This is a genomic window from Priestia sp. D3YE.R1, assembly GCF_049199565.1.
Classification (GTDB): domain Bacteria; phylum Bacillota; class Bacilli; order Bacillales; family Bacillaceae_H; genus Priestia; species Priestia aryabhattai.
The window spans coordinates 2,286,951-2,309,038 of the sequence record NZ_JBLTHW010000001.1 but is presented as its reverse complement, the minus strand read 5'-3'; the positions used below and the strand labels follow the sequence as shown (position 1 = coordinate 2,309,038).

The following is a 22,088-nucleotide window of genomic DNA, read 5'->3' as shown; positions in this document are numbered from 1 at the left end:
CCAAGGACATTTGCCAAAATAATGTATAAAAAGTGCTTTTATTCATATGCCGAAGAGCGAAAATAATTTACAAGTCGATTAGTAAGTTAATCACCACTTACTGAAAAAGCTATCTTATTTCATGAGATAGCTTTTTATTTTTAGCTTTTATAGCATGCTTTCAGTAAATTTAAAAATAGAAGTGAAAAAATATCTGATTACTTCTTAATTTTGTATTTTCTAAAAGCTTTAACAGGAACTTTAGGTTTTTCAAAAAATTCGTGGTCATGATAAGGCATTCCTACCAAGTCCCAATCAAATTTATCCTCTACACAAGAAATAAATAAGTCATATCCCTCATTATCAGAAGGTGATAAAGTTGTTCTTATTTCTCCATATTTTAAAGCAATATCAATAGCATTACGCATTTCTTCTAGTGCTGTACGATTAGCTACGATAAAAGCATCTCCGTGCCACATATCTTGACCGTATATATGACATATTGGCATAGGCGTGTCTTCATCATAACCATGATTTATAGCCTTATTTAATTTTTTAAATATGATTTCAGGAGAATCGGTATCTAAATATGTATCCATTCCGAATTCCCAATAACCGCCTTGAACGCCTGCTACTCCAAATTGAGATGTAAATTCATCATATAATTCGTTGTTTTCTATAAAGAGATAACGATAAGGATCTTCCCAATCATCGACTATGTAAAAACAATTTATTTGTTTTTCATTTCTGCTATAAACAAAACGGTAAAGGGTAGTTGTTAGACGTTCACTTTCTTCCAACTTAAATTTATATTTTCTAGCATTCTTTGGTTTTAGTACTTCATCTTGAAAAGGTGTATATGGTATATAAATAGCTGTAAACAATTTTGCAGTTGTCATTTTCTCACTCCATTAACGTAAAATACCGGAATCTAAGGAACAAATATTTTATAAAAACTTAACATCTAATTTAAAATACTGTGAGCATTTTTAAGAACAATATAAAAAAATATAGGATAGACAATTACAAATGAGACAGTTAAAATCAAATGTCTGATGTAAAATTTATCTTTTAAATTTTTGCAAACACAAATAACTAACCAAATTAAGCACAAGAAATTAAAGAAAAATCAAATACCTCCTATTCCCCAGCCTAAAAACCTAAAATAAAGAAAAATGGAAATATGTATCCGATAATAAAAAGAAAAACAAAGATCCAACCAGCTATTGCAAAATTACGAGTAATTTTCCCTATAGTTTTTTCATCCACTATTTATTTCACCGCATTTCTAATGAGTATTAATTTATTTTTAATTATAATAGAGTTAGCATAACCTTCATTATAATTAGCGAAAAGGACTCAATCGATTAACGAATGAGTCCACTTGTTTAAAGTAAATATGAATCTTTAATTACTTTCAGATTCTCCATAAAAGGCGTTAGCAGCATAGCCGACATCTTTTGAGTTCTTACCTTCAGCAAAATGTGAATAACCACTTTTCCCTTTCTGTTGTGTATGGCCGTTCATAATATCCTCTATATCCTGTAGAATACCCTGAGCATCAGATAGTTTTTCACCATCTGGAGCTTCATAGATAAAAATACTATACAGACCTACTACATTTTGTATATCTTTGCGTATTTTTTCATTATGAATATTATAGGTTTGATCTGCAATTAACTTTTGGTCTTTGATTAACTGTGAACAATTAGCCTCTACAAAACGTTTTACTTGCTCTTCTTTATAACTATTCATCATATTTGACAGAGAGTTATTAACTGTACGGATAGCTTTCTTTACATTATCATCTTCACGGTTTGCTGTATCCACCTTTTCATTCCCCTGTGTTGCTTTAGTCTCCATAGTCTTAGATTTACTGTCTATAAAATTGAAGATGTTTACAGCACCGAAAATTAACAAACCTGTTACCACTGTACATACAAATAGCAATCTTAATTTCTTCATTATTTTCTCCTCATACTTATAATGAATTTCCTTTTGTAAATATGTAATATATTACAAAACTATGTTAATTTTATCACAAAATCCATTTTATAAGTTGAATATATTGCAAAGTGCTAGTTACCACACTGTCGTTTTTAGGCACTTTTAATAAAAAAATGAAGCTCATCTAACAAAATTGTAAGCCCGTCTTACATTATTGTTAGGTGAGCTTTATTAAATCTCGTATTATAATTATTTGTAGAAAATATTTACAATTAATTAAAGGGATGAAATATATTGAAGGTAAAAAAAGACAATCAACCTATTATTCTGTTTGATGGTATATGTAACATATGTAATCATTGGGTCCAATTTGTGATAAAAAGAGATCCTAAAGGCATATTTAAATTTTTATCTCTTCAATCAGATTTAGCACATTTATTGATAAGAAATCACAATCCGAATAATACACAATTGAATTCCATTATTTTAATTGACAAAGGGCAGATATATACGGAATCTACAGCAATTTTACATATTATAAACAAGCTTACCGGACCTATAAGGTTTTTCATTCTCTTTTGGGTAATACCTGAAAAAATTCGAGATAGAGTGTACCGTTTTATTGCAAAGAATCGATATCGATTCTTTGGGAAAAAAGAAAGTTGTCTCGTCCCTAGCAAAGAAATACAAAATAGGTTTATTAAAACGAAAATAGAAAGTGGGAAAATCAATGAATAGAAGCACATTTCGAAAAAAGCTTAGAATGACAATTATCACTACATTTAGATGGTCTTTAGCATTAACTTTCTTGATTTACGGTATTGCCAAAATCTATCCAGGCCAGTTTTCTACAGGCGACTTTATATATGACTCGACAAAGGACTCAGCGATGCAACTGGCTTGGCACTTCTTTGGGTATTCGGATACATATAATCTTTTTATTGCTTTTGGAGAAATAACAGCAGCCTTATTATTAGTAATTCCAAAGACAGCAACTTTAGGAAACATTATTTACTTACCTATCACAGTAAACATTACTATTCTTGACCTTTGTTTTGAGATACCAGCTCGTTCTGTTACCATCTTGTTAACCTGTATGAGTATTGCTTTACTTTTCTTTGAATATAAAAAATTAAAAAAAGTATTTTTTGACTCTCCAGTAACAGCTGAAACGCCTATCCAAACAGGCTTTATGAAAAAGAAGGTGAACATACAATGATTGTTCTACCTATTATATTGGTCAGTTTAGGAATTTCTTCTTTTTACTATTTCATTCTAAAAAAAGAAGCTTGAGATGAATACCATATACAGATTCAATTAACATAAGCAGCATTATAGGCACACTTATTAAAAATACATTTATTTCTTTTTATGGTAAAATAAAAAGTGATGATGTATAGGAGGATTTACTTTGATTAAAAATTTGCCCTTGCTAATTTCCATTTTAATAATTGGAGTTAGTACTTCTACAATAAGTGTGAACGGACATCTACCTACTTTTTTTGAATGGACGTTACCAATTATGAGTATTATTTTAAATACTACTGCAGTTATAGGATTATATTTACATGTATTTGTATATAAATCTATGAAGAACGCAGAAGATAACCTAAATGAGGTTATTAAATAAAAGAAATTTATTTATTCACTATGAAAATTTATTAAAAAGAGCTAATGTAGCTCTTTTTAATTTCCATTTTATAAATGTATGCTATATCCAAACATAGTTACTATAATGTGCGTTATGGGTAGAAAGGCTATCTAAATATATATTAGAGTATTAGCCATCAATAATCTGTGATTCCTTAACATTTAAAATTTCAATACTGTTACAATAAAAGTCGATATCTTCATTTTCTACGTCTCGTACTTGGAACCTAATGTTTTCCCAACTTCTATCACTAATATTTATTATTTGTAGTATAGATAGTTGTATAGCTCCGCCATTCGCAAATAGTTCGAAATTTTCTACTCCATAAAAATTCATACTGACTTCATAAAAGTTATGAGTCCCTTTAGGTTGTAAAAGAAAAATTATATGTAAATTAGTTTTGTTTTCTTCATCAAATAAAAACCTGTTGCTATATTCTATAAAATACCTTATTTCTGTGATGTATTTCATATCTAATAACGAAAATTCTGGTGAAAGACTATTTAACAAATGAAAGTTCTTAATATTTAACACTTTAAAGGTCCCCTTTTTAATAAAATATCTCAATCGCTCACACATACAATAAACTATTAAAGTTACCATAATCAGCATTCTATAAGTTTATTCAAAGCTTTCAGGAGACCAAACTGCTATATCATCGCCTGGAGTTGCTACTAAAAGCCAATCACAATTACCACCTGCAAAATGATCCCCTAGTTGCCAGCACTCATAATTCGAATCGTGACCGTTTACAAACAAAATGCTGCCTGATTCAAATGAAATAATGAGATGGGGCGACCGATGACCTATTTGAACATTGACTACTTTTTGTCTCTTAATATCCCAAATATGCTTAAAATGCTGTTCTTCGGTATGTGCGGGGACTTCTTTCTCTGAGGATGGGTAGACAAGTGGAACGTCATCATATACCGTCCACTCTGTTTCAATCGTTAAAACGAATGCATCATCTTCCTTTCGATCGTAGTGAGTAAAGGTCAGGCAAATGGTAGAAACCTCACACGTGAACTTTATTCCATCCATTTGACTACCCACAAGTAAATACTGTAAAGCTTTTTCTGCTAATCTCTGATTGTCTATCTTCAAAGTCGTTTCTCCTTTTAAAGTTTTTATCCTTATTATTTCATGTATGAGTGCATATATTTACAATTACTATGATATGCGTTCTAGGAATCTAAAACTTCTTTTAGCAAAACTTTAAATTTGGGTCTAAATACTAAATCCATAATCATTATAAAACGGTCAATTCCTTGATCTATAAATAATCGAATTGCTTTGCTTTCTTTATTGTCATTCATGATCTCAATCTTTGTAACTGATTCGAGTCTGTAGTAAAAGATTTCATCATCTTCTAAATCCGTTACTGAAAGCGAGAAAGAGTTATAGAATGGTGAGATTTTCACTTCGAACCTGTTTATTTCGTTCGTAAAGATAAAAGTGGACTCATCGTACAAAAAGCTCTCATTTTGGTCCTTTTTAAGTGGAATACATTCAAATAATGAAATAAAGTCTAATTCTTCGGGACACTCTCGCATTTGTTTCCTCCTTGGTTGAAACTATCTATTTAAATAGATCCTTTTGCACAGTATTAAAAAAACAAAAATTCCTCAATTATTTTCCCATATACTTTAATACTCTTCAATTACCTTATGTATACCCCATAAAGCTAGTTACCGTAATCACAGTTATCGGTAGTATGAACAGAATTTAATCATCTACATCATTAGCATTAAATGTATCTTTTTTAACAGTTAATATATGGCCACTAATATTAACTGTTTTGTTATTTACCCATTTAACTTTGGCGGTTTCTTGAGGATAATTCCAATAGATATTTTTCCTTTTATTAAAAACCTTCTTTGTATAAGTCACTTCTCCTCTAATAGCAAAAGGTGTAGTCGCTCCACCACTTGAACGATAAATCTTTACTATGTAATCACCGTTAGGAGATGTACTTTGAGAAATATATTCTCCCTTTGGAGCAAATTGTAGATAACTAGGAGCAAAAAGAAACCACTAAACAAATCCTATAACTAGAAGAGCGCTTAATGCAGCCAAACATACTATATAACGTTTTTTCAATTTCTAACCTCTATTCAGATGAACTAAATTATAATTTTGTTTCTATCTGATTATATATCAGAATTGAGTTAAAAAATCATGAATTTAATATACATCCGTAGTTAACATAATGTGCGTTATTGATACAAAAAAAGGAACACTCTGTGATGGGCGTTCCTTTTCTCTAATCTCAATTTCATTTAAAATACTTATCCATTCTTTGCTTTAAATCTTCATAATTTTCCTCGGTGGCTCGTTTGAGACCATATGTAAGAACATCTTTCGCTTTCTTTTTCTCATTAGCCATTAAATAAAAATCACATACTCTTTCATAAAATACATCTTCTTCATTCAAGGCCATCTCAGCTGCTGTATTCCAATCTATAATCTGTTCATAATGAGGAATACCTATATTTATTACATTTTGAACAAATTTACTAAACTCTTTTTTATCTGACTTTTTATTGTAAAGTGTAAAGTGTTCTTCATTACCTTCTAACCAGTTAGGAATATTCCAATCTATGCTGGCAACAACTACATTATTAGCTAACTGTGTATCCCAAGTTTGCTCATACCATTTCCCATATTCATTTGACGATACATCCCACATAGTCCAAAAAATGCATTCATCTTGGGAGCTATACTGACTAATACAAAAAGATAAACTTAAATTGAAATGCCCTGTCTTTCTAGATAATTTAGGTGTGCTTTTGGCATATTTAAAGCCTAAAGGCTCTAAGAGAGGAAGGAGATCAGTTTTAATATAAAAATTAAGTAAGTCTTTTGGTTTCATGATTTCTCCTCGATTAGATGCTAAAGTTGATTTCCATTAGGTAGCAGCATGTAGCTAAAATATTCTTGAAAAACACCCGTCCCTTTAAGCATATTCTTAACAGTGGTAGAATGCTTTTCTACTGCGTTACTATAAGCCGGATTTCTGGATGGAGTTCGTCCGGAAAGGTAAATAAGTTCTATAAATGGATCTTCCTTGTTCAAATTGAAGGATTTATTAATCAGTGATTCACCGAACTCTTTTGTTTTATCGTAATCTTCTCCAAAGTATTCTGGAAACAACTCAATCATAAAACCAAAAACAGCATTAAAAAATGCATCTTCTTTAAAATGGATGATTCCATATTGATAAAGTTCCTGCAGCAATTCTTTGTAGTCATCATGATCACTTTCTTGTACTTTACTCGTGTTTTCTACGTCCCATTCTACAACTAAATACCAACATAAAAAGCTAAGTTTCAGAAAAACCTTCAAGTCATGGGGGTTTTCTTTCCAATTATGATATAACTTATCCCTTGCTGAATTCCAATCAGATTCTTTTTCCAACTGATCAGTATCTTTCAGCTCCCAATTTTTCATAAATTACCTCCAATATGCCTTTTTAGTCTCCTGCTATAGATATTTTTTGGATTTCGTGATTACTCAATATTTTTATTAATTCACTTAATGCTGAATGATAATCTTTAGGGATAAATATTTTTATGTTCTCTAAATCCTTTATAAATTTATCAATTTCGTCTCGATCAAATTCTACGTTAGTCAAATAATAATCTCTAATTTTTCTTAAATACAAATAACTTCTCCAGTTATTATTTGTGTAAAACAGAGCATCATGTAGTGACTCCTCAATTTCTTTAAAATCAAGATACTGATCTTCTTTGCCGTACATCTCCATATCAAGTCCCATGTACTTCCCTCACTTTCTAATTAATTTATCTACCTAAAATAATTATGCTTTATGAATATTTTTCCTCTAATTAATCGCATTTAGCTCAAGAATCCTTTATTTAAAAAGTTGATTAATCTCTGTTCGACAATTTTCATCGACTAAGTGATAGTACTTTTCATAAGTTGAGCGTATAGACTCTTTGTCCCTGGCAATGACTTCACAGCCTCTATCGTCGTAGATAAAAAAGATAAGATTTTTAGTTACATTCACGAAAAATAAATCTGGATAGTACGAACCTGCTATTTTACCTAATTTAGGCTTCAAGGGAAAATCCTCATTACAAGCAGCTTTAATTAATAAGGTGTATCTAATATCTTGTTTACGACAGCGTAAATAAAATTGGGAGGTGCTATACTCATCAGCATCTTCCTCCTCACCAAATACATAAGGTAAAGTTTTATGTTTTAAACTAAATTTTAAGTCTTTATCCTTTATATAGCGATTATAGACCTTTATTCGCTGTCCTCTGTTTTTAGAGGTTTTGTACTGATAAACATTTGTAACAAGAATTATTTCGTCATGTAAAGAAAATAAATCGTTAAAAATAGATAATGCTTGACTGTATACTTGTTCAAATCGATTAAGGTTTATCTGGTCCTTTTCACTTGTGAATTGATAAATTTCATTTCCTAATTCAAAGTGAATACCTGTATTCCATTGATAATAAAGGCTTGGCTTCAAAATAAGACTTGGAAAATTGATATTAAGGTATTCCTTTAACTCCATAAGCCTCTAACTCCATTCTTTCGCTCATTATTTAGTAATATTCTCATTGTACTAAACTACCCCATTAGCATAATAGAAAATGCTGTTGTTTTTGTCATATTAATTTATCGAAGATATGATACATAATTATTGTTTAAAATTATCTATCATAAAAAGTCCGTAAAAATATAAATTTCCGGACTTATGTGCTCTAATATCTTGAAAAAGCTCCTTTGTATGTACTGTTGTGAATAAAAAGTTATTATGGTATAAATCTACTATAATATAACAAAGTAGGTAATTTATATGTCGAAAGGTAAAAGTTTTTTGATTTTATTTGTTCTATTGATTTCTATTGCTCTTTTCTTTTTTGTACTCAAAGAAGATGGAGAAATCAAAAGAGATAATATAGAAATAGGATATAAAACAAATGATGAATCTCAACAAATTATTAATCCACGAAATAAGGTGGATCGAAACAAGGAAATAATTGTATCTGCACATTTCAAAGCCAATTCGGGAAAGGAAAAACAAAATAAAAGGTTTGTACTAAACTTAGCTAATATCGAGGATAAGAGCAATGTTTTAATAAAAAAAACTATTCCTAATGATGAGGGTACTTCGGGTTATGAATTTAAAATTAGTCCAGGGAAACTATCTGCGGGAAAGTACCAATTTTCTTTGTATAGAGATAATAATTTGAGCGTAGAAAAAGTCTTTACATTTAAATGATAGAGAATATGTCGTCCGTAAAAGTATACTTTTTTGAACTTTTGATTTATATAGAAAATGTATCATTTTCACCGTTCGTTTAAGTTTTGAAATAATATACGAACGTTCTCTAAAACACATAAAACTTTGCGAACGTTCTTGTTAGAAAAAAATGATGGATTCAAATCGAATCTTGATAGTGTGTTAGAACAAATAGCTTAAAAATAGTAGGGTTCCACATCAAACTTTTAATATAAGTTTTGAAAAAGAAATGTGGCCAGCTTGAGATGAAAAATAATTGCTTATAGTCATATCTAAAAAAACACACCTTATTTAATTAATAGGATCTTCTCTCATTATTTCTTTATATTGAAAGAGCTTTATTTACATACGGTGTTTTACACCCTTAATCATGTGGAAACCAATAAGTGCAAAAAAACTGGACCTAGATTTAAAATAATCGAAGGTGCAGTTTTTATTAAACATTGTAATTTAATCTTCCTTATTCAATTCCCCAATAGAAAATTGAGTCCATTCCATACTCATCTTCACTGATGAAAATGCCAAATTTCTCATCAACATTTATGAGTATGAACCAGAAATAAGCTTCAGAATTATTAGCTTCTGTATAATATAATACACTTTCTAAGTTTTCATAAAAATCTTTTAATTCAATTATTAAATTAGGCAATTGTTCATGTTTTCTACCATTGTAAATTACAACTTTTTGATTAAGATAACCCTTTATTTTGTTTTGAAATTCTTCTAATTCAACTTTTATTCTTTGTTCATCATGTTTGAAGAATGCCTTAAGTTTAAGCTTTGACGAATAAATAAACTCTAGTTTGTCCAAGTAAACTTTTTCGTTATTTATCTCAAACGATGAAATATCTGGAATGCATTTTTTGAAATCTTCTTCAGCTCTTTTTAAGTAGTTTTTTCTCTTTAATTCAGCTATTTTTTCTTTTCTTAAATAGTTATCTATTGTTCTTCCCTCGCTTTTTGTATCCTGAACGATTTTCTGGGTAATGGGTGCTTCTTTAATCATATCTACCTTTTTTATAAGGATTTAATCTATCTATCACGTGAAAATACGGACCTCTTCCATTTGCATTCCAGTACAGTAAAAAACCCGTGGGTATAGTATAACCCACGGATTTTCTTACAGCTCTTTTTCCAAGCAGTTAACTTGATTATGATGCAGCGGCTTAGTGGCGTACTGGGTAAAACCAAGGCGTTCCCAAAACAGCTTGGCTCTAGGATTTTGAGACAGAACCCCAAGACGTAGAACGGAAATTCCCTCTTCTTTTAGCTTGTCTTCAAACGCTAGATACGCCTGCGTTCCGAAACTGAAATTGTGATAGGCGCTATGAATAATAAAAGCTCCAATCCACGGATGATCATCGTTAGGATTTTGCTTCATGTAATCAATAACCCCTACGTATGTATCGTCGGCTTTTATAAAATAACTGTCTGTTTTTTCGTTCATGTATTCTTTAAAAAGCTCTTCTTCCCTTCGCTCTTTTTTGCCGTTTTCTAACACGTTATAAGCTTCGTTTGAATTGATAATCTCTGACACAATATACATCGTGTCAGCTGTAATGGGTTCAAATGAGATCATATGTCTTCCCTTCTTTCTCTGTAAAGTAGCTGTATATCGTTGCTTTGTCAATTTTACCATTTTTCATTCGCGGAAAGGACGTTAAAATTCTCCATACGCGCGGGATTTTATAAGCAGATACTTGTTTTGTCAGCGCTTGTCTTACTTCAGAAAGAGAAATGTTCTCTAAAACAATTGCTGCACCTACGACTTCTGAACGTTCAGCATCTACTACACTAAAAACGGCTGCTTCGCTAACGCCCGGTATTTGTAAAAGCAGCTCTTCAATTTCTTCAGCATATACTAAGCTTCCGCTGCTTTTAATCACATTTTTATCTCTCCCTACGATGGTAATGCTTCCGTCTTGAAGCTGAACCGCAATATCGTGTGACGTAACATATCCGTTAAAAAATGAGCGGTCCGTTTCTTCGCTGTCCTTAACAAACCCTTCGAATGCTTGAGTTGTTTTTACAAATAACGTTCCTTTGTTTCCTTTTTCTACTTCTTTTCCACGTTCGTTCAGGATTAAAACGTCTACACTGTCAACAGGATAACCTACTGTATGAGGCAGCGTTTTAGCGGTATGTGGTGAAAGTACCGTAACAAATCCCATTTCAGAAGATCCGTAATATTCATAAAGAGAGGCAACAGGAAACGCTTGTGAAAATTTCTTCCGAACGGAAGGAGATAATTTATTTCCTACTGAAATTACGGTCTTTGGCAGAAGTTGTTTTTCTTTTGATCTGCTTTGTGCATAACGAAGTAACGGAGAAATTAATGCGGGTGTAATAGACATACAGCTAGCTTCTTTGTTAAAAACAGACGAAGGTGTAAATGCTTCTAGCATGAGAGCGTGCATGCCGCTGCAAAGCGCATGCAAAACCGGGTAAAGCTGGGCGGAATAAGAGATATGTAAAGGAACAAGCACTTTGTCATGTTGCTCTAAAGAAAATATATCCGACCACTCTTGAAATGATGAAGACCAAGAATAATGCGATTTTACAAATCCTTTTGGTCTCCCTGTTGACCCAGAGGTAAATCCAAATAAAAATAGGTCGGATAGTTCATTTACTTGCCGTAAGGGCAGCATAGCTTTCTCTTCTCTTATTTTAGTTAGAGAAGATGTTTGCCATAGCCAATTCGGGGATTGAATAGAAAAATAGGTATCCACTTCAGCCTCTGTTGACTCATTGTGTAAAAGCATTACAATTCCACCGGCTTTTAAAATCGCTAAAAATGACACCACAGCTGCTGCATTGTTTGCCATACTTAAAGCAACAAGCTCTCCTTTTTCCATCCCTTTTTCTTTCAGCTGTTTTTCGGCTTTGCATACACGATCCCACATTTGACTGTAGCTCAGCTCATTAATAGAATCCGAAAGTGCCAGTTTGTCAGGCGTTTGTTGGCACTGATAAAAAATTAGTTCTTCAATTCGTTTCATTACTGCGTAAACTCCCTTTTTATTTTACTCTTAGTGTACCGTAAATGTAAATTTGAGAAAAGAAAAATGTAAACTTATAAAAATATAAAGTTGACTAATTTAAGTTTAATAAGATAAGATAGTCATGTTTTATCATACATAAAGGAGGTTTACGATGAAAACAAAAGATATGACATACGTTGCTTTATTTACGGCTGTAATGGGAGCGCTAGGGCTTGTTCCTCCTATTTTCCTATCATTTACTCCCGTTCCTATTACTCTTCAAACGATGGGAGTTATGCTGGCAGGAGGTATTCTTGGGGCTAGATTAGGCGCATTAAGCCAATTTATTTTTTTATGTTTAGTAGCTGTAGGAGTCCCTTTGCTTTCTGGAGGGCGCGGTGGTATGAGCGTATTTTTTAGTCCAAGTGCTGGCTATTTAATCAGCTATATATTTGCAGCTTTCTTTATAGGATGGACACTATCCAAGTTGAAAAACCTTACGTTTACAAAGGTATTCATAACAAATGTCCTGTTTGGAATTTTGCTAGTTTACGCTTTTGGCATTCCTGTACAAGCGATGCTACTTCACATACCGTTCTGGAAATCTCTTCAATTAAGTTTAGTTTATATTCCCGGTGACTGCATAAAAGCAATCATAGCGGCTTATTTAATTACAAAAGTCCGAAAAGTAGTAACCGTAACTGGTCGTTCCAATACGGCTTCTATGTAAGGAAGTGATGACTATCTACCAGGCGGCAGTTGTAAAAGCGAAGCGTACAGTGATTGGAAAAGAAAACGGCGCACTTAAGAATTTTCACGTTCAAGAGCTAGCGGCTCCTTTATTGAAACATCTTAGCGCTGGAATTGAACATGAAATTGATGACGTTATTTTAGGAAATGTTGTAGGTCCAGGAGGAAACGTAGCTAGGCTTGCCGTTTTAGAAGCAGACCTCCCTTTTTCTATCCCGGGAATGACTATTGATCGTCAGTGCGGAGCTGGTTTAGAAGCGATTCGAATGGCCAGCTATTTGATAAAAGCAGGCGCTGGAACGTGTTATTTAGCTGGAGGCGTTGAAAGTACAAGTACTTCTCCTTTTGAAAAAAGAGCACGTTTTTCTCCTGATAAAATTGGTGACCCCGACATGGGAATTGCAGCAGAAAACGTAGCCCAGCAATACAACATATCTAAAGATCAGCAGGACAGATATGCTCTTTTAAGTCATGAAAGAAGCTGGGAGTCTTTTGAAAAAAGATTGTTTGAAGAAGAAACGCTTCCTCTTCCAAACGTGATGCACGATGAAGCATTTATGAAAAAACGAAACCTAACAAAGCTGCTGCAAAAAGCCAGCCCCGTCTTTTTGAAAAAAGAAGGCACCGTCACTGCAGCAAACAGCTGTGGAATTAATGACGGAGCCTGTATTACACTTGTGATGGAAGAGACAAAAGCACGTGCCTTAGGCTTTGAGCCCGTTTTACGTTTTATCGACGCCGATATTTCAGGAGTGTCACCTCTTTACCCTGCTATTGCGCCCGTTTCTGCGATTAAAAATATCTTGAAGCGAAATTCTCTTACGGTAGATGATATTGACTTATTTGAAATCAATGAAGCCTTTGCCGTTAAAGTTGTCGCTTGTATGCAAGAACTGGGGATATTACAAGAGAAAGTGAATGTTCGCGGAGGAGCATTGACCCTAGGACACCCTTACGGAGCGTCAGGAGCTATTTTAGCTACGCGTCTTTTTTATGAAAGCAAGCGCTGTGACGTGCGATATGTCATAGCTGCTTTAGGAAGCGGAGGCGGAATAGGAACAGCGGTATTATTTGAAGTAATCAAATAATACCGCTGTTTTTATGCCTTTTTTATTACATTATGTTTCATCAAATATTGCTCAATATCTTCAAATGTCTCAACTGGAACAAATGAAACGTTTTGTTCGCGCAGTAAATCTTGCAGAGCATCTTTCGCAAATGTAACATCTGCATATTTTGCCGGATGTGAATCCGGCTCGCTGTCACCGGCAAAATAAATCGTTTCGTATGTCTCTTTTAGTTCTTTAATAACAGCCGATTTATCAATGCCGTAGCGTTCTGAATGCCATCTGTGAGCAGGGTCTAGACGCAAGTGAACGTTGTTTTGATGGAAATATCCTTCATTCGAATAAACTTCAACTTTTTCAACACCGTATTTATCTAAAATCGGTTTAATATAGTACGTTGTTCCAGCGCTTAAAATATAAAAATCTCCGCCGTTTTTCTGAACAGCTTTAATAAAAGCGGGCACGTATTCATCAATTGGAATATTCACTACTTCTTCTAAAATTTTTGGTTCTTCTTGGTGAATGGATTGAAAAACAGTAGATAAAAAATCAATATCTTTCATTTCTCCTGCTTTCCATCGGTGGAAAAGTTCTTCACCTTCTGGAAAATACTTTTCAATCACAATCCAGTAAAAATCTTTTTTTGAAATGGTTCCATCAAAATCTGATACAAACGCCCATTTTTTCATTCCTCACACATCCTTTGCTACATACTAAGCAGTTCTCGAAGTTCTTCTTCTGTCAAACTAGAAAGCATTGTTTCTCCCGGCTGAATAACCTGTTCGATGAGTTCTTTTTTCTTTTGCTGCAAGCCGTAAATTTTTTCTTCGATGGTTCCTTGAGAAATAAGCTTGATGACCTGCACAACATTTTTTTGCCCAATGCGGTGTGCACGGCCTGCCGCTTGTTCTTCAATAGCTGGGTTCCACCATAAGTCATATAAAATAACTGTATCGGCTCCCGTTAAATTTAAGCCTGTGCCTCCGGCTTTTAACGAGATTAAGAAAATGTCTTGTTCTCCATTATTAAATCGATCCGCCATTTCCACTCGTTCTTTTGATGGCGTCTGACCGTCTAAGTAAAAGTAAGAAAGGTTTTCTTTTTGAAGCTCTTCTCGAATAATATGAAGCATGCTTGTAAACTGCGAAAAGATTAACAAACGTTTTCCGTTGGCAACCGCATTTCTTGTAATCTCAAGCAGCTGCTCTAATTTGCTTGAATACCCTTCGTAATTTTCAACGAATAAAGACGGATGACAGCAAATCTGGCGCAGTCTTGTTAATCCCGCCAAGATCTTCATTCGGTTTTTATTAAAATCTTCACCGGCTAAAGATGATTTTAACTGTTCTAAATAGCCTACATATAACTCTTTTTGTTCTTTAGTGAGCTCAGATAAATGAGTTGTTTCAATTTTATCAGGCAGTTCTTTTAATACATCCTTTTTTACTCGTCGCAGTAAAAATGGTCTTACAATTCGACTGACCTGCTCCGATGACATGTTTTTAAATTGGCGGAGCCCTGGAAATAAACCCGGAAGAATGGTCTGGAAAATTGACCAAAGCTCGTCAAGTGAGTTTTCAATAGGCGTACCGCTCAGCGCAAAACGTTTTTTAGCTGAAATAGTCCTAACAGCTACTGCTGTTTTTGTTGTATGATTTTTAATACTCTGAGCCTCATCTAGAATTAAAGCATGAAAATGAAGGTGCTGATACAAATCAATATCTTGACGCAGCGTTGGATAAGATGTGATCCATACGTCAGCTGTTCGTTTTAGCTTCTCCTCACGCTCACTCGGCGTTCCTGTAATGGTTTGAACCGTTAAATTCGGTGCAAATTTCTCTAATTCGTTGCGCCAGTTATAAATCAAGGAAGCCGGCACAACAATTAAAAAGGCACTGCTATCCTCGTCATGATCTTTTTCAGATAAAATATAGGCAATGCTTTGAAGCGTTTTTCCAAGCCCCATATCATCAGCCAGTACGCCTCCTAAAGAGTAGTGAGACAGAGATTTAAACCACTTAAACCCATTGCGCTGATAATCACGCAGGGATGCCTGCAAGGATTCCGGTACTTCCCAATCCATTTCCTCCGGAGATTTGAGCTGTGTAAGTAATGTTTTAAATGCTGAGCCAAACTTAGCAGCTGATTTATCACCCGCACTCATAATTTCTTCCACTTGCATTCCTCTGTACAAAGGTACTTGCAATGAGTTATCCTTTAAATCTTTTTCCGTTACGTTCAGCTCACGAAACAGATTTTGAATATGTTCAAAGCCTTCATTTTCAAGAGGGATAAACGCACCGTTATCTAGACGATGATAGCTTTTCTTTTCTAAAACAGATTTTAAAACATCTTGAACAGTCTGATGATTAATGTCTCCTAAATCAAAATTAATTTCTAATAGTCCATTGCTATTTTGAATGTCAACCGTTGTTACTGGCGCAGAAAAATCCGTATAAGCATAATCTTTCATCTCATCCGTAATATACACATCCGCTATTTCATCAAGCTTTGGAACAATATGAAACAAAAATTCATATAAAGATGATTCGTCTTGATTTAAGTACAGCTGATTTTTATAAATATTTAAAGGAGCCGTTTCGATTAAGTCCATAACGCGGTCTTCTTTTTCTAAATCTCGTATTAAGATTTTATCGTATTTTTCAGACCGGGGTGAAAATGGATTAATCGAAATCTCTCCGTAGTTGTACCGAAGCGTCACAAACAGCTGTTCATCCTCACGGTCAATAAATACTTTTGCTTTTAGTTCAGGTGCAATAATTTGATGGGAGACTTCTTTTGCGATATCCACTTTCCCTACTTTTTTTAGTCCCGGAACAACGTGAGATAAAAAATTGCCCATCTGCTCTTCTGCTATAGGTACGACTGGCTTCAAAGGAGCCGTTTTTCGAAGCCCTTCAAGAAGCATCCGCTGATCTTGAGATAGCTCATAAAACGTCCCTTTTAAAAATAGCCAGCCGTATCGATCGAAAAATGAAGCTTGATGAAGTTCCGTAAAGTCTAGCTCAAACCCAGCTGCCGGGTGCTTGTTTAATTGAAACGAAAAAGGAGCTGAGCTTTCAGCAAAGATAATATTTTCATACGAATGCCCTTCATGAATAAAAGTAAAGTTTCGACCTTTAAGCAATTGAAATAACTCTTTGGCTACAATGGATGGAATGATTAATTCTCTGTTATTTGCGGACGAACGATACATGGAATAGGAATTTTTATAAAATGATTCATTTGTCATAATATCCATCAGCAGCTCAATGATTTTCTTATCTTCTTCTATAAAAAAATGTTCCGCAGGGTCATATTCGAAGCGCTTGGTAAATTCATGAGTTTGGAATTCTTTAGCGTCTGTTAAAAATTCTTGAATGTTTTTTACTACGTACGTCCGGTCGAAGCCTACTTTCATTTCAAGCGCTACGTACATTCCTTCTGAACGTAAAAATTCTTCTGAGTAAGACTTACAAATAAATTCTACTTTCAACGGATCTTTATCTGCATATTTTCTGTGATCGCTTATGGTTTGCTGATAGCTTGAAAATAAGTCGATAAAATGATTTACATTTTCGTATTCTTTGCTTTGGCGAAAAGGCTTTGTTTTAATTGGCTGCGGCTTTGCGCGCTCATCGCAAATGGTTAATAAAACAGCTACTTCGTGTTTGCATTCTGAAAACTCGTGATAAGCAGGACAATCGCAGAATGAATAAAAAGAATTTCCTTTTTGTTCAACCATTACCGTATACATTTCCGCACCTCGAACGGATGCTGTCCACGTAGTGGTCTGTTCATTGTATTCCAAATCAAGCACACGCCCCTGCTTGTAATACGTGTGTCCTCTATAGTACGTTCTGCTTGAGTACGAATCTTTTAATTGTTCTTTGTTTAATGTTTTATTTATCATCGCTTCACAATCTTCCAATCGCATAACAGTCAATGCTGCTGCTGTTTAATTTCTATTCAGAACAAATAATGTCCAACGTCATAAACGTTGAACATTATTTGTCAATTCTTCTATTATAACATGCAACAGACATTATAAAACACTCTTAAGCAGTGCAGACTGTTTTCGCTGTTTTCTTTTGTAAAGTATCCAGCCTGCTCCGGCGGATGATAATAAAAGCAGGCTAAGTCCTAAAAAAGCAAGTCCTATATGATCATTAGCCGTAACGTACGTAAAAAAGAAAATCAATAAAATACGAATCCCTAACGTAATAAAGCGAAAACAGCTGTCCACTCTTCCCACGATAATATTCGGTATTTTCTGCATCATAAACGTATTTCGAGCTACTCTTGTACCTGCATTTGCAAAAGCAAGAAGAAACACAATAGAAAAGTAAATGGGCAGAAGCTTCATAAAGAAGATGATCGATATTCCGAGTGCAAAAAGGCTTATATTAAGCATAATGGTTAGCTCAGTACCTGTTCTTTTCATAATAGATACGACGAATATCCCTGCGGTTAATGCTCCGAAACCATATACGGCACTCTCAATCCCATACGCTGCTGGACTTGCTTTTAATTTTTGAGTCAGATAAATAGGAAACAAATAGTTCGTCATCATCACAGCAACGAAAGGCATAAAAGAAAGCAGTAAAAAAATAGATACCGAGCGATTTTCTTTTATGAATGCTAATCCCTCTATCATCGCAGTGTGTTTTTTGTCGCTTCGTTCCCTGCTTTGTTTATAGGGAATACTCAATAGAAAAAGGAATGCAGCTATATACGTAGCTGCATCGACTATTAAAATCCATTGAAGCGACCAACGAGTAATGACTAGACTGGCCAGAGCGCCTGCAAGCATACTAGATAGCTGACCTTGTATTTCCATGATACTGTTTAATGATTGAAACGCATCTTTTGAAAAAATTTCTTGATTTAACGCAAAAATCGTTGGATAAAAAAACGTGTAGTAAAGGTTTCCGGTTCCGTACAAAATGACGTAGTGAATTGTTGAATAGTCTGTAACAAAACCAACGATAACAAATAGCATGACCGTGGTAAAACCGATAAGTTCTACCGTTAGCAATAGCTTTTTCCGTGACATTTGATCAATAAGAATGCCAATATACGGAGTAGCTGCAAAGCTAATTACCGTCATAATCAGCATAATTGTGCCAAATAGTTTATTCCCATTTGGGGACGCAACCAACAGTAAAGGAATGGCAAGCATTGTAATACCGGAACCGATAGAGGATAAAACATTAGCAGCTACTACGGCTTGAAAGCGACGGTCTTTATAAAGCGCCTTCATCACACATTTTGCTTAGCTTCTAAAATTTGCTTAGATACTTGTGTATAAAGAATCAGTTCGTTAACTAATTCATGAATTCCGTCAGCTGCATTTTTTCGTAAAGTCCCTTTTTCTACGATGTCTGCAGGGTCTAATACCAGCTGCTTAGATAGAACATTCGCATACAAAGCGCGAGCAACGGTTCTAAGGTTGTTTAAAGCATTAATGCCTCCTTTTCCTCCTCCTGCTACCGCTAAAAGTGCCACGGGTTTATGTGCAAAATACGCGCTGTTTAAAAAGTCAAACGCATTTTTTAATGCTCCGCTCATAGCTCCGTGGTATTCCGGCGTTGCAAGTAAAATAGCATCTGCTTTTTCTATTTTTTCAATTAGCTCTTGTACTTCTTCTGTTTCATACTGATGAGGTTCACCTGTGAATATAGGAAGCGATAATTGGCTTAAATCTAGAAAAGAACTTTGATAGCTTTTGTAAAGTTCTCTCGTCACTTGTGTTGTTCGGCCTGTTTCTCTAGGACTTCCATTTATAATAAGTATGTTCATATTTATCTACTCCTCTGTCGTTTGGTTATATGTATAGTATATGGGTGATCAAACTTTTTTTCGTCCTGCTATTGATAGAAAGAAAGCTACCAATATGGACTGAGGTGAACAGAGAAAAACCTACAACTAAAGTCGTAGGTTAGGAAATTCCGTGCTGAACAGCATATAGAGCAGCTTGAGTGCGGTCTTGAACCCCAAGCTTCGATAAAATATTAGACACATGTGTTTTTACTGTTTTTTCTGTAATATGTAAGGTAGCACCAATTTCTTTGTTGCTTTTTCCTTTTGCAATTTCTTTTAATACGTCTTTTTCTCGTTTTGTTAAGTGATCAATAAAATTGACTTTCTTTTCGCTGCTTTTGGTTAACCGTGTTAGCAAGTGTGTGGTGACTTTTGGATGAAGCTGATTTTCTCCGTTCATTAGCTTTCGAATAGCAGATACAAGTTCATCTGGATCACTTTCTTTTAACTGATAGCCTGAAGCTCCAGCTTCTAGTGCCGGTATCACGTGATCTTGATCTGAAAAGCTTGTTAGAATCATGACTTGTACATGCGGTGCTTGTTTTTTTAATTCTTTTGTTGCTTCGATTCCGTCGAGAAGCGGCATCGATAAATCCATTAAAACAATATGAGGTTCTAGAGATGTCGCTAACTTTACAGCTTCTTCCCCATTAGAAGCTTCTCCTACAATTTCTAGGTCAGGCTGTGTTTGTAAGAAAAAGACAAGTCCTTTTCGGACGACGTGGTGATCATCTGCGATTAAAATCTTTATTTTCATGTGCGCTCCTTTCCGTTATGAAAGAGGAATAGATACCTCCACAACCGTTCCGTTTCCTATGCTGCTTGTAACAGATAGTTTTCCATTTAATCTTTTTATTCGCTCATGCATAGTTTTTAGCCCCAGCGTCGGCAATTCTGCTGAAGCACTATACATAAAACCATTGCCGCTATCTCGGACTTTCATGATCACTTGTTCTTTACTTATATTTACGTTTAGATGTACCTCTGCCGTACCCGCATGCTTTCGGCAATTATTAAAAGCTTCTTGCCCAACTCTCCACAGTGTCTCTTCAATCACAGCAGGCAAAACGGACACTCCTTTAATTTGTTCTGTTACGTTAAGCCCTAGCATTTGACCATAGCTTTTTAACGCACTGACAATGCCGTTTTCTAATCCTTGAGGACGAAGCTGCCAAATTAATGCTTTCATTTCCACTTGAGCATGCTGAGCGGTTTCTTGGATTAAGGAAAAAGTCTCTTTTAACTGCACATCTTTTGCTAAGCTGCTTCCTGCTTTGGCTGTGACATTAATGGAAAACAACAGCTGATTAACAGAATCGTGAAGATCTTTGGCCAGTCTGTTTCTTTCTTCAATAAGTTTTACTTCCTGCTGAGATTGCGTCAGCTTAATTCGCTTGATAGCCGTGCCAATTTGAAGAGCGACGGATCCTAATAAATCAAGCTCTCGCTGTTCAAAATGAATTTTATGAGGGGCAGCTACATTTAATAATCCAAAGCGCTCATCTCCTGCTTGTAAAGGAACCGTTGCGTGATGGGTAACGTCGTGTGTATCTCCCCACTCATAAATGACGGAATCTTCAAGTCTCTTGCACTCCATAATATTAGACGCTTTTTGAAGCCGGCCATCCATATACCGATCAACACACCAGCAGCTTCCGTTACACATAGGCTGAGCGGTTTTATTTAATAAAGCTGGCGGCAAATGCTGAGTAGCAACCATCTCATGTTTTCCATTTTCATCAATAAAAAAGATCCATCCTGTTTGTAAATCTGTTATTTGCAGCAGTTTTAAAAGAGCATCGTGAAGCATTGTATGTAAATTAGTGCCTTCATTTAAAATCTCGGCAATGTCTTTTAAAATCTTAAGCTCTGAAATATGATCTTTTTCCATAGCTTCTCTCCTATATGATGTATTTTCCATTTTTTATTTTATCACAATTAAAGGTGATTCCGGCTAATAGGACGTTATTTTTAAGGTGTTTTTGCTTAGGTATGTAAGAATTTTTGACATCAATAATGAAAATTTCAAAAAGTATGTCAGGTAGTTTAACAATTAGCTAGAGTCTTTATGTAAAACGAACTATACTACAGATAATTCACGTAAGAAAAGAAAAAATGAAGGGAAATGAGAAGAAAAAAATATTAAAATTAATCCATTGAAAACGCTTCCAAATATGAAGGCATAGTGCTATTATATAATTATTAACAGAATAGGGATGTGAGAAAGATGAATAAATTATTTTTAGAAGAGTTACGATACATTATCTTGTGTGAAGTGCCTATGACAAAGTACCGAGTAGAGCAGCTTCAAGACAAATTTGATCAAAGCCCATACTTAATTAATGAACTTTATCAACTCCTATTCGAAAAGCGTCACATTTTAGCTTTTGTTGATGATATTGAATCATCCCTGTATGACTATATTGTGAATACAGAAATGATGGATGCCAAAACGTATTACGGAGCTATTGCACATGTAGCAAATCTTTTCGGCGAAACGCCTACATATATAAAATGCAAAATAAAAAAATATAGACAGTCTTCGATTTCAAGTATCAGTGCCTAAAAGTTGTGCACAGCTGATTCAAATAAAAAGCAGAAAAGAAATCCTA

At 34.5% G+C, this 22,088-nt stretch carries 25 protein-coding genes and 1 pseudogene; 7 read left to right on the top strand and 19 right to left on the bottom strand.

What is annotated here, in order from left to right:
* Window positions 1–197: 197 nt before the first annotated feature.
* Window positions 198–878: a hypothetical protein gene (locus tag ACOZIR_RS12305; protein ID WP_328121477.1), complete on the bottom strand. Its 681-nt coding sequence runs from the start codon at window positions 876–878 to the stop codon at window positions 198–200.
* A 508-nt stretch (window positions 879–1,386) separates the two neighbouring features.
* Entirely contained in the window at window positions 1,387–1,944 is a 558-nt protein-coding gene (locus ACOZIR_RS12300) for a hypothetical protein (protein WP_045294436.1), read from the bottom strand.
* 276 nt (window positions 1,945–2,220) lie between these two features.
* On the opposite strand from ACOZIR_RS12300, the gene ACOZIR_RS12295 reads away from it, so the two are divergent.
* The 3 genes from ACOZIR_RS12295 to ACOZIR_RS12285 all read left to right on the top strand — a co-directional run bounded on the left by ACOZIR_RS12295 (window position 2,221) and on the right by ACOZIR_RS12285 (window position 3,556).
* Window positions 2,221–2,664, top strand: a complete 444-nt coding sequence (locus tag ACOZIR_RS12295; protein WP_045294437.1) for a thiol-disulfide oxidoreductase DCC family protein — start codon at window positions 2,221–2,223, stop codon at window positions 2,662–2,664.
* A complete protein-coding gene (locus tag ACOZIR_RS12290) occupies window positions 2,657–3,145 on the top strand; it encodes a hypothetical protein (RefSeq protein ID WP_310878660.1) in 489 nt (162 codons plus the stop codon). Before ACOZIR_RS12295 ends, ACOZIR_RS12290 begins: the two co-directional genes overlap by 8 nt.
* A gap of 192 nt (window positions 3,146–3,337) precedes the next feature.
* Window positions 3,338–3,556: a hypothetical protein gene (locus ACOZIR_RS12285; protein ID WP_045294441.1), complete on the top strand. Its 219-nt coding sequence runs from the start codon at window positions 3,338–3,340 to the stop codon at window positions 3,554–3,556.
* Window positions 3,557–3,706: 150 nt separating this feature from the next.
* Here ACOZIR_RS12285 and ACOZIR_RS12280 read toward each other — a convergent pair whose 3' ends face one another.
* From ACOZIR_RS12280 to ACOZIR_RS12245, 8 genes and pseudogenes are all read right to left on the bottom strand, one after another.
* Window positions 3,707–4,111, bottom strand: a complete 405-nt coding sequence (locus tag ACOZIR_RS12280; RefSeq protein WP_045294442.1) for a hypothetical protein — start codon at window positions 4,109–4,111, stop codon at window positions 3,707–3,709.
* 87 nt (window positions 4,112–4,198) lie between these two features.
* Window positions 4,199–4,681, bottom strand: a complete 483-nt coding sequence (locus ACOZIR_RS12275) for a hypothetical protein (protein ID WP_045294443.1) — start codon at window positions 4,679–4,681, stop codon at window positions 4,199–4,201.
* Window positions 4,682–4,761: 80 nt separating this feature from the next.
* On the bottom strand, window positions 4,762–5,130 hold the full coding sequence (locus tag ACOZIR_RS12270) for a hypothetical protein (RefSeq protein ID WP_045294444.1): 369 nt from the start codon (window positions 5,128–5,130) through the stop codon (window positions 4,762–4,764).
* A gap of 172 nt (window positions 5,131–5,302) precedes the next feature.
* A pseudogene (locus ACOZIR_RS12265) lies at window positions 5,303–5,575 on the bottom strand (DUF5412 family protein); the annotation flags it as partial.
* A gap of 277 nt (window positions 5,576–5,852) precedes the next feature.
* Window positions 5,853–6,449, bottom strand: a complete 597-nt coding sequence (locus ACOZIR_RS12260) for a hypothetical protein (protein WP_045294445.1) — start codon at window positions 6,447–6,449, stop codon at window positions 5,853–5,855.
* Between the two features lie 20 nt (window positions 6,450–6,469).
* Window positions 6,470–7,027: a hypothetical protein gene (locus ACOZIR_RS12255; RefSeq protein ID WP_045294447.1), complete on the bottom strand. Its 558-nt coding sequence runs from the start codon at window positions 7,025–7,027 to the stop codon at window positions 6,470–6,472.
* Window positions 7,028–7,049: 22 nt separating this feature from the next.
* Window positions 7,050–7,355, bottom strand: coding sequence for a hypothetical protein (locus ACOZIR_RS12250; protein ID WP_045294449.1), 306 nt, complete (start codon window positions 7,353–7,355; stop codon window positions 7,050–7,052).
* A 96-nt stretch (window positions 7,356–7,451) separates the two neighbouring features.
* Window positions 7,452–8,123, bottom strand: a complete 672-nt coding sequence (locus ACOZIR_RS12245; protein WP_045294451.1) for a DUF3885 domain-containing protein — start codon at window positions 8,121–8,123, stop codon at window positions 7,452–7,454.
* A gap of 285 nt (window positions 8,124–8,408) precedes the next feature.
* Here ACOZIR_RS12245 and ACOZIR_RS12240 point away from each other — a divergent pair, with 285 nt between their 5' ends.
* On the top strand, window positions 8,409–8,834 hold the full coding sequence (locus ACOZIR_RS12240) for a hypothetical protein (RefSeq protein ID WP_045294453.1): 426 nt from the start codon (window positions 8,409–8,411) through the stop codon (window positions 8,832–8,834).
* A gap of 481 nt (window positions 8,835–9,315) precedes the next feature.
* Here ACOZIR_RS12240 and ACOZIR_RS12235 read toward each other — a convergent pair whose 3' ends face one another.
* The 3 genes from ACOZIR_RS12235 to ACOZIR_RS12225 all read right to left on the bottom strand — a co-directional run bounded on the left by ACOZIR_RS12235 (window position 9,316) and on the right by ACOZIR_RS12225 (window position 11,854).
* On the bottom strand, window positions 9,316–9,861 hold the full coding sequence (locus ACOZIR_RS12235) for a YxiF family protein (protein WP_045294456.1): 546 nt from the start codon (window positions 9,859–9,861) through the stop codon (window positions 9,316–9,318).
* A gap of 114 nt (window positions 9,862–9,975) precedes the next feature.
* The gene (locus tag ACOZIR_RS12230; protein ID WP_045294458.1) at window positions 9,976–10,434 is read right to left on the bottom strand and encodes a GNAT family N-acetyltransferase; all 459 of its coding nucleotides are present in this window, start codon (window positions 10,432–10,434) and stop codon (window positions 9,976–9,978) included.
* Entirely contained in the window at window positions 10,421–11,854 is a 1,434-nt protein-coding gene (locus ACOZIR_RS12225; protein WP_045294460.1) for a class I adenylate-forming enzyme family protein, read from the bottom strand. Before ACOZIR_RS12225 ends, ACOZIR_RS12230 begins: the two co-directional genes overlap by 14 nt.
* 154 nt (window positions 11,855–12,008) lie before the next feature.
* Here ACOZIR_RS12225 and ACOZIR_RS12220 point away from each other — a divergent pair, with 154 nt between their 5' ends.
* Window positions 12,009–12,566 (top strand): biotin transporter BioY, encoded by a 558-nt coding sequence (locus ACOZIR_RS12220; RefSeq protein ID WP_045294461.1) that lies wholly within the window; start codon window positions 12,009–12,011, stop codon window positions 12,564–12,566.
* A gap of 13 nt (window positions 12,567–12,579) precedes the next feature.
* Window positions 12,580–13,674 (top strand): acetyl-CoA C-acyltransferase, encoded by a 1,095-nt coding sequence (locus tag ACOZIR_RS12215; protein WP_193377166.1) that lies wholly within the window; start codon window positions 12,580–12,582, stop codon window positions 13,672–13,674.
* An 11-nt stretch (window positions 13,675–13,685) separates the two neighbouring features.
* On the opposite strand, the gene ACOZIR_RS12210 is transcribed toward ACOZIR_RS12215, so the two are convergent.
* The 6 genes from ACOZIR_RS12210 to ACOZIR_RS12185 form a co-directional block, all read right to left on the bottom strand.
* Window positions 13,686–14,342: an MtnX-like HAD-IB family phosphatase gene (locus ACOZIR_RS12210; protein ID WP_045294463.1), complete on the bottom strand. Its 657-nt coding sequence runs from the start codon at window positions 14,340–14,342 to the stop codon at window positions 13,686–13,688.
* Between the two features lie 17 nt (window positions 14,343–14,359).
* Window positions 14,360–17,566 (bottom strand): SNF2 helicase associated domain-containing protein, encoded by a 3,207-nt coding sequence (locus ACOZIR_RS12205; RefSeq protein ID WP_421535624.1) that lies wholly within the window; start codon window positions 17,564–17,566, stop codon window positions 14,360–14,362.
* Between the two features lie 132 nt (window positions 17,567–17,698).
* Window positions 17,699–18,916 (bottom strand): MFS transporter, encoded by a 1,218-nt coding sequence (locus ACOZIR_RS12200; RefSeq protein ID WP_045294467.1) that lies wholly within the window; start codon window positions 18,914–18,916, stop codon window positions 17,699–17,701.
* Window positions 18,916–19,455: an NADPH-dependent FMN reductase gene (locus ACOZIR_RS12195; RefSeq protein ID WP_045294469.1), complete on the bottom strand. Its 540-nt coding sequence runs from the start codon at window positions 19,453–19,455 to the stop codon at window positions 18,916–18,918. Before ACOZIR_RS12195 ends, ACOZIR_RS12200 begins: the two co-directional genes overlap by 1 nt.
* A 139-nt stretch (window positions 19,456–19,594) precedes the next feature.
* Window positions 19,595–20,233, bottom strand: coding sequence for a response regulator (locus tag ACOZIR_RS12190; RefSeq protein WP_045294471.1), 639 nt, complete (start codon window positions 20,231–20,233; stop codon window positions 19,595–19,597).
* A 15-nt stretch (window positions 20,234–20,248) separates the two neighbouring features.
* On the bottom strand, window positions 20,249–21,367 hold the full coding sequence (locus tag ACOZIR_RS12185) for a GAF domain-containing sensor histidine kinase (RefSeq protein ID WP_310878652.1): 1,119 nt from the start codon (window positions 21,365–21,367) through the stop codon (window positions 20,249–20,251).
* A 336-nt stretch (window positions 21,368–21,703) separates the two neighbouring features.
* Between ACOZIR_RS12185 and ACOZIR_RS12180 the strand changes: the two genes are divergently transcribed.
* Window positions 21,704–22,042, top strand: coding sequence for a hypothetical protein (locus ACOZIR_RS12180; protein ID WP_045294475.1), 339 nt, complete (start codon window positions 21,704–21,706; stop codon window positions 22,040–22,042).
* Window positions 22,043–22,088: the final 46 nt, after the last annotated feature.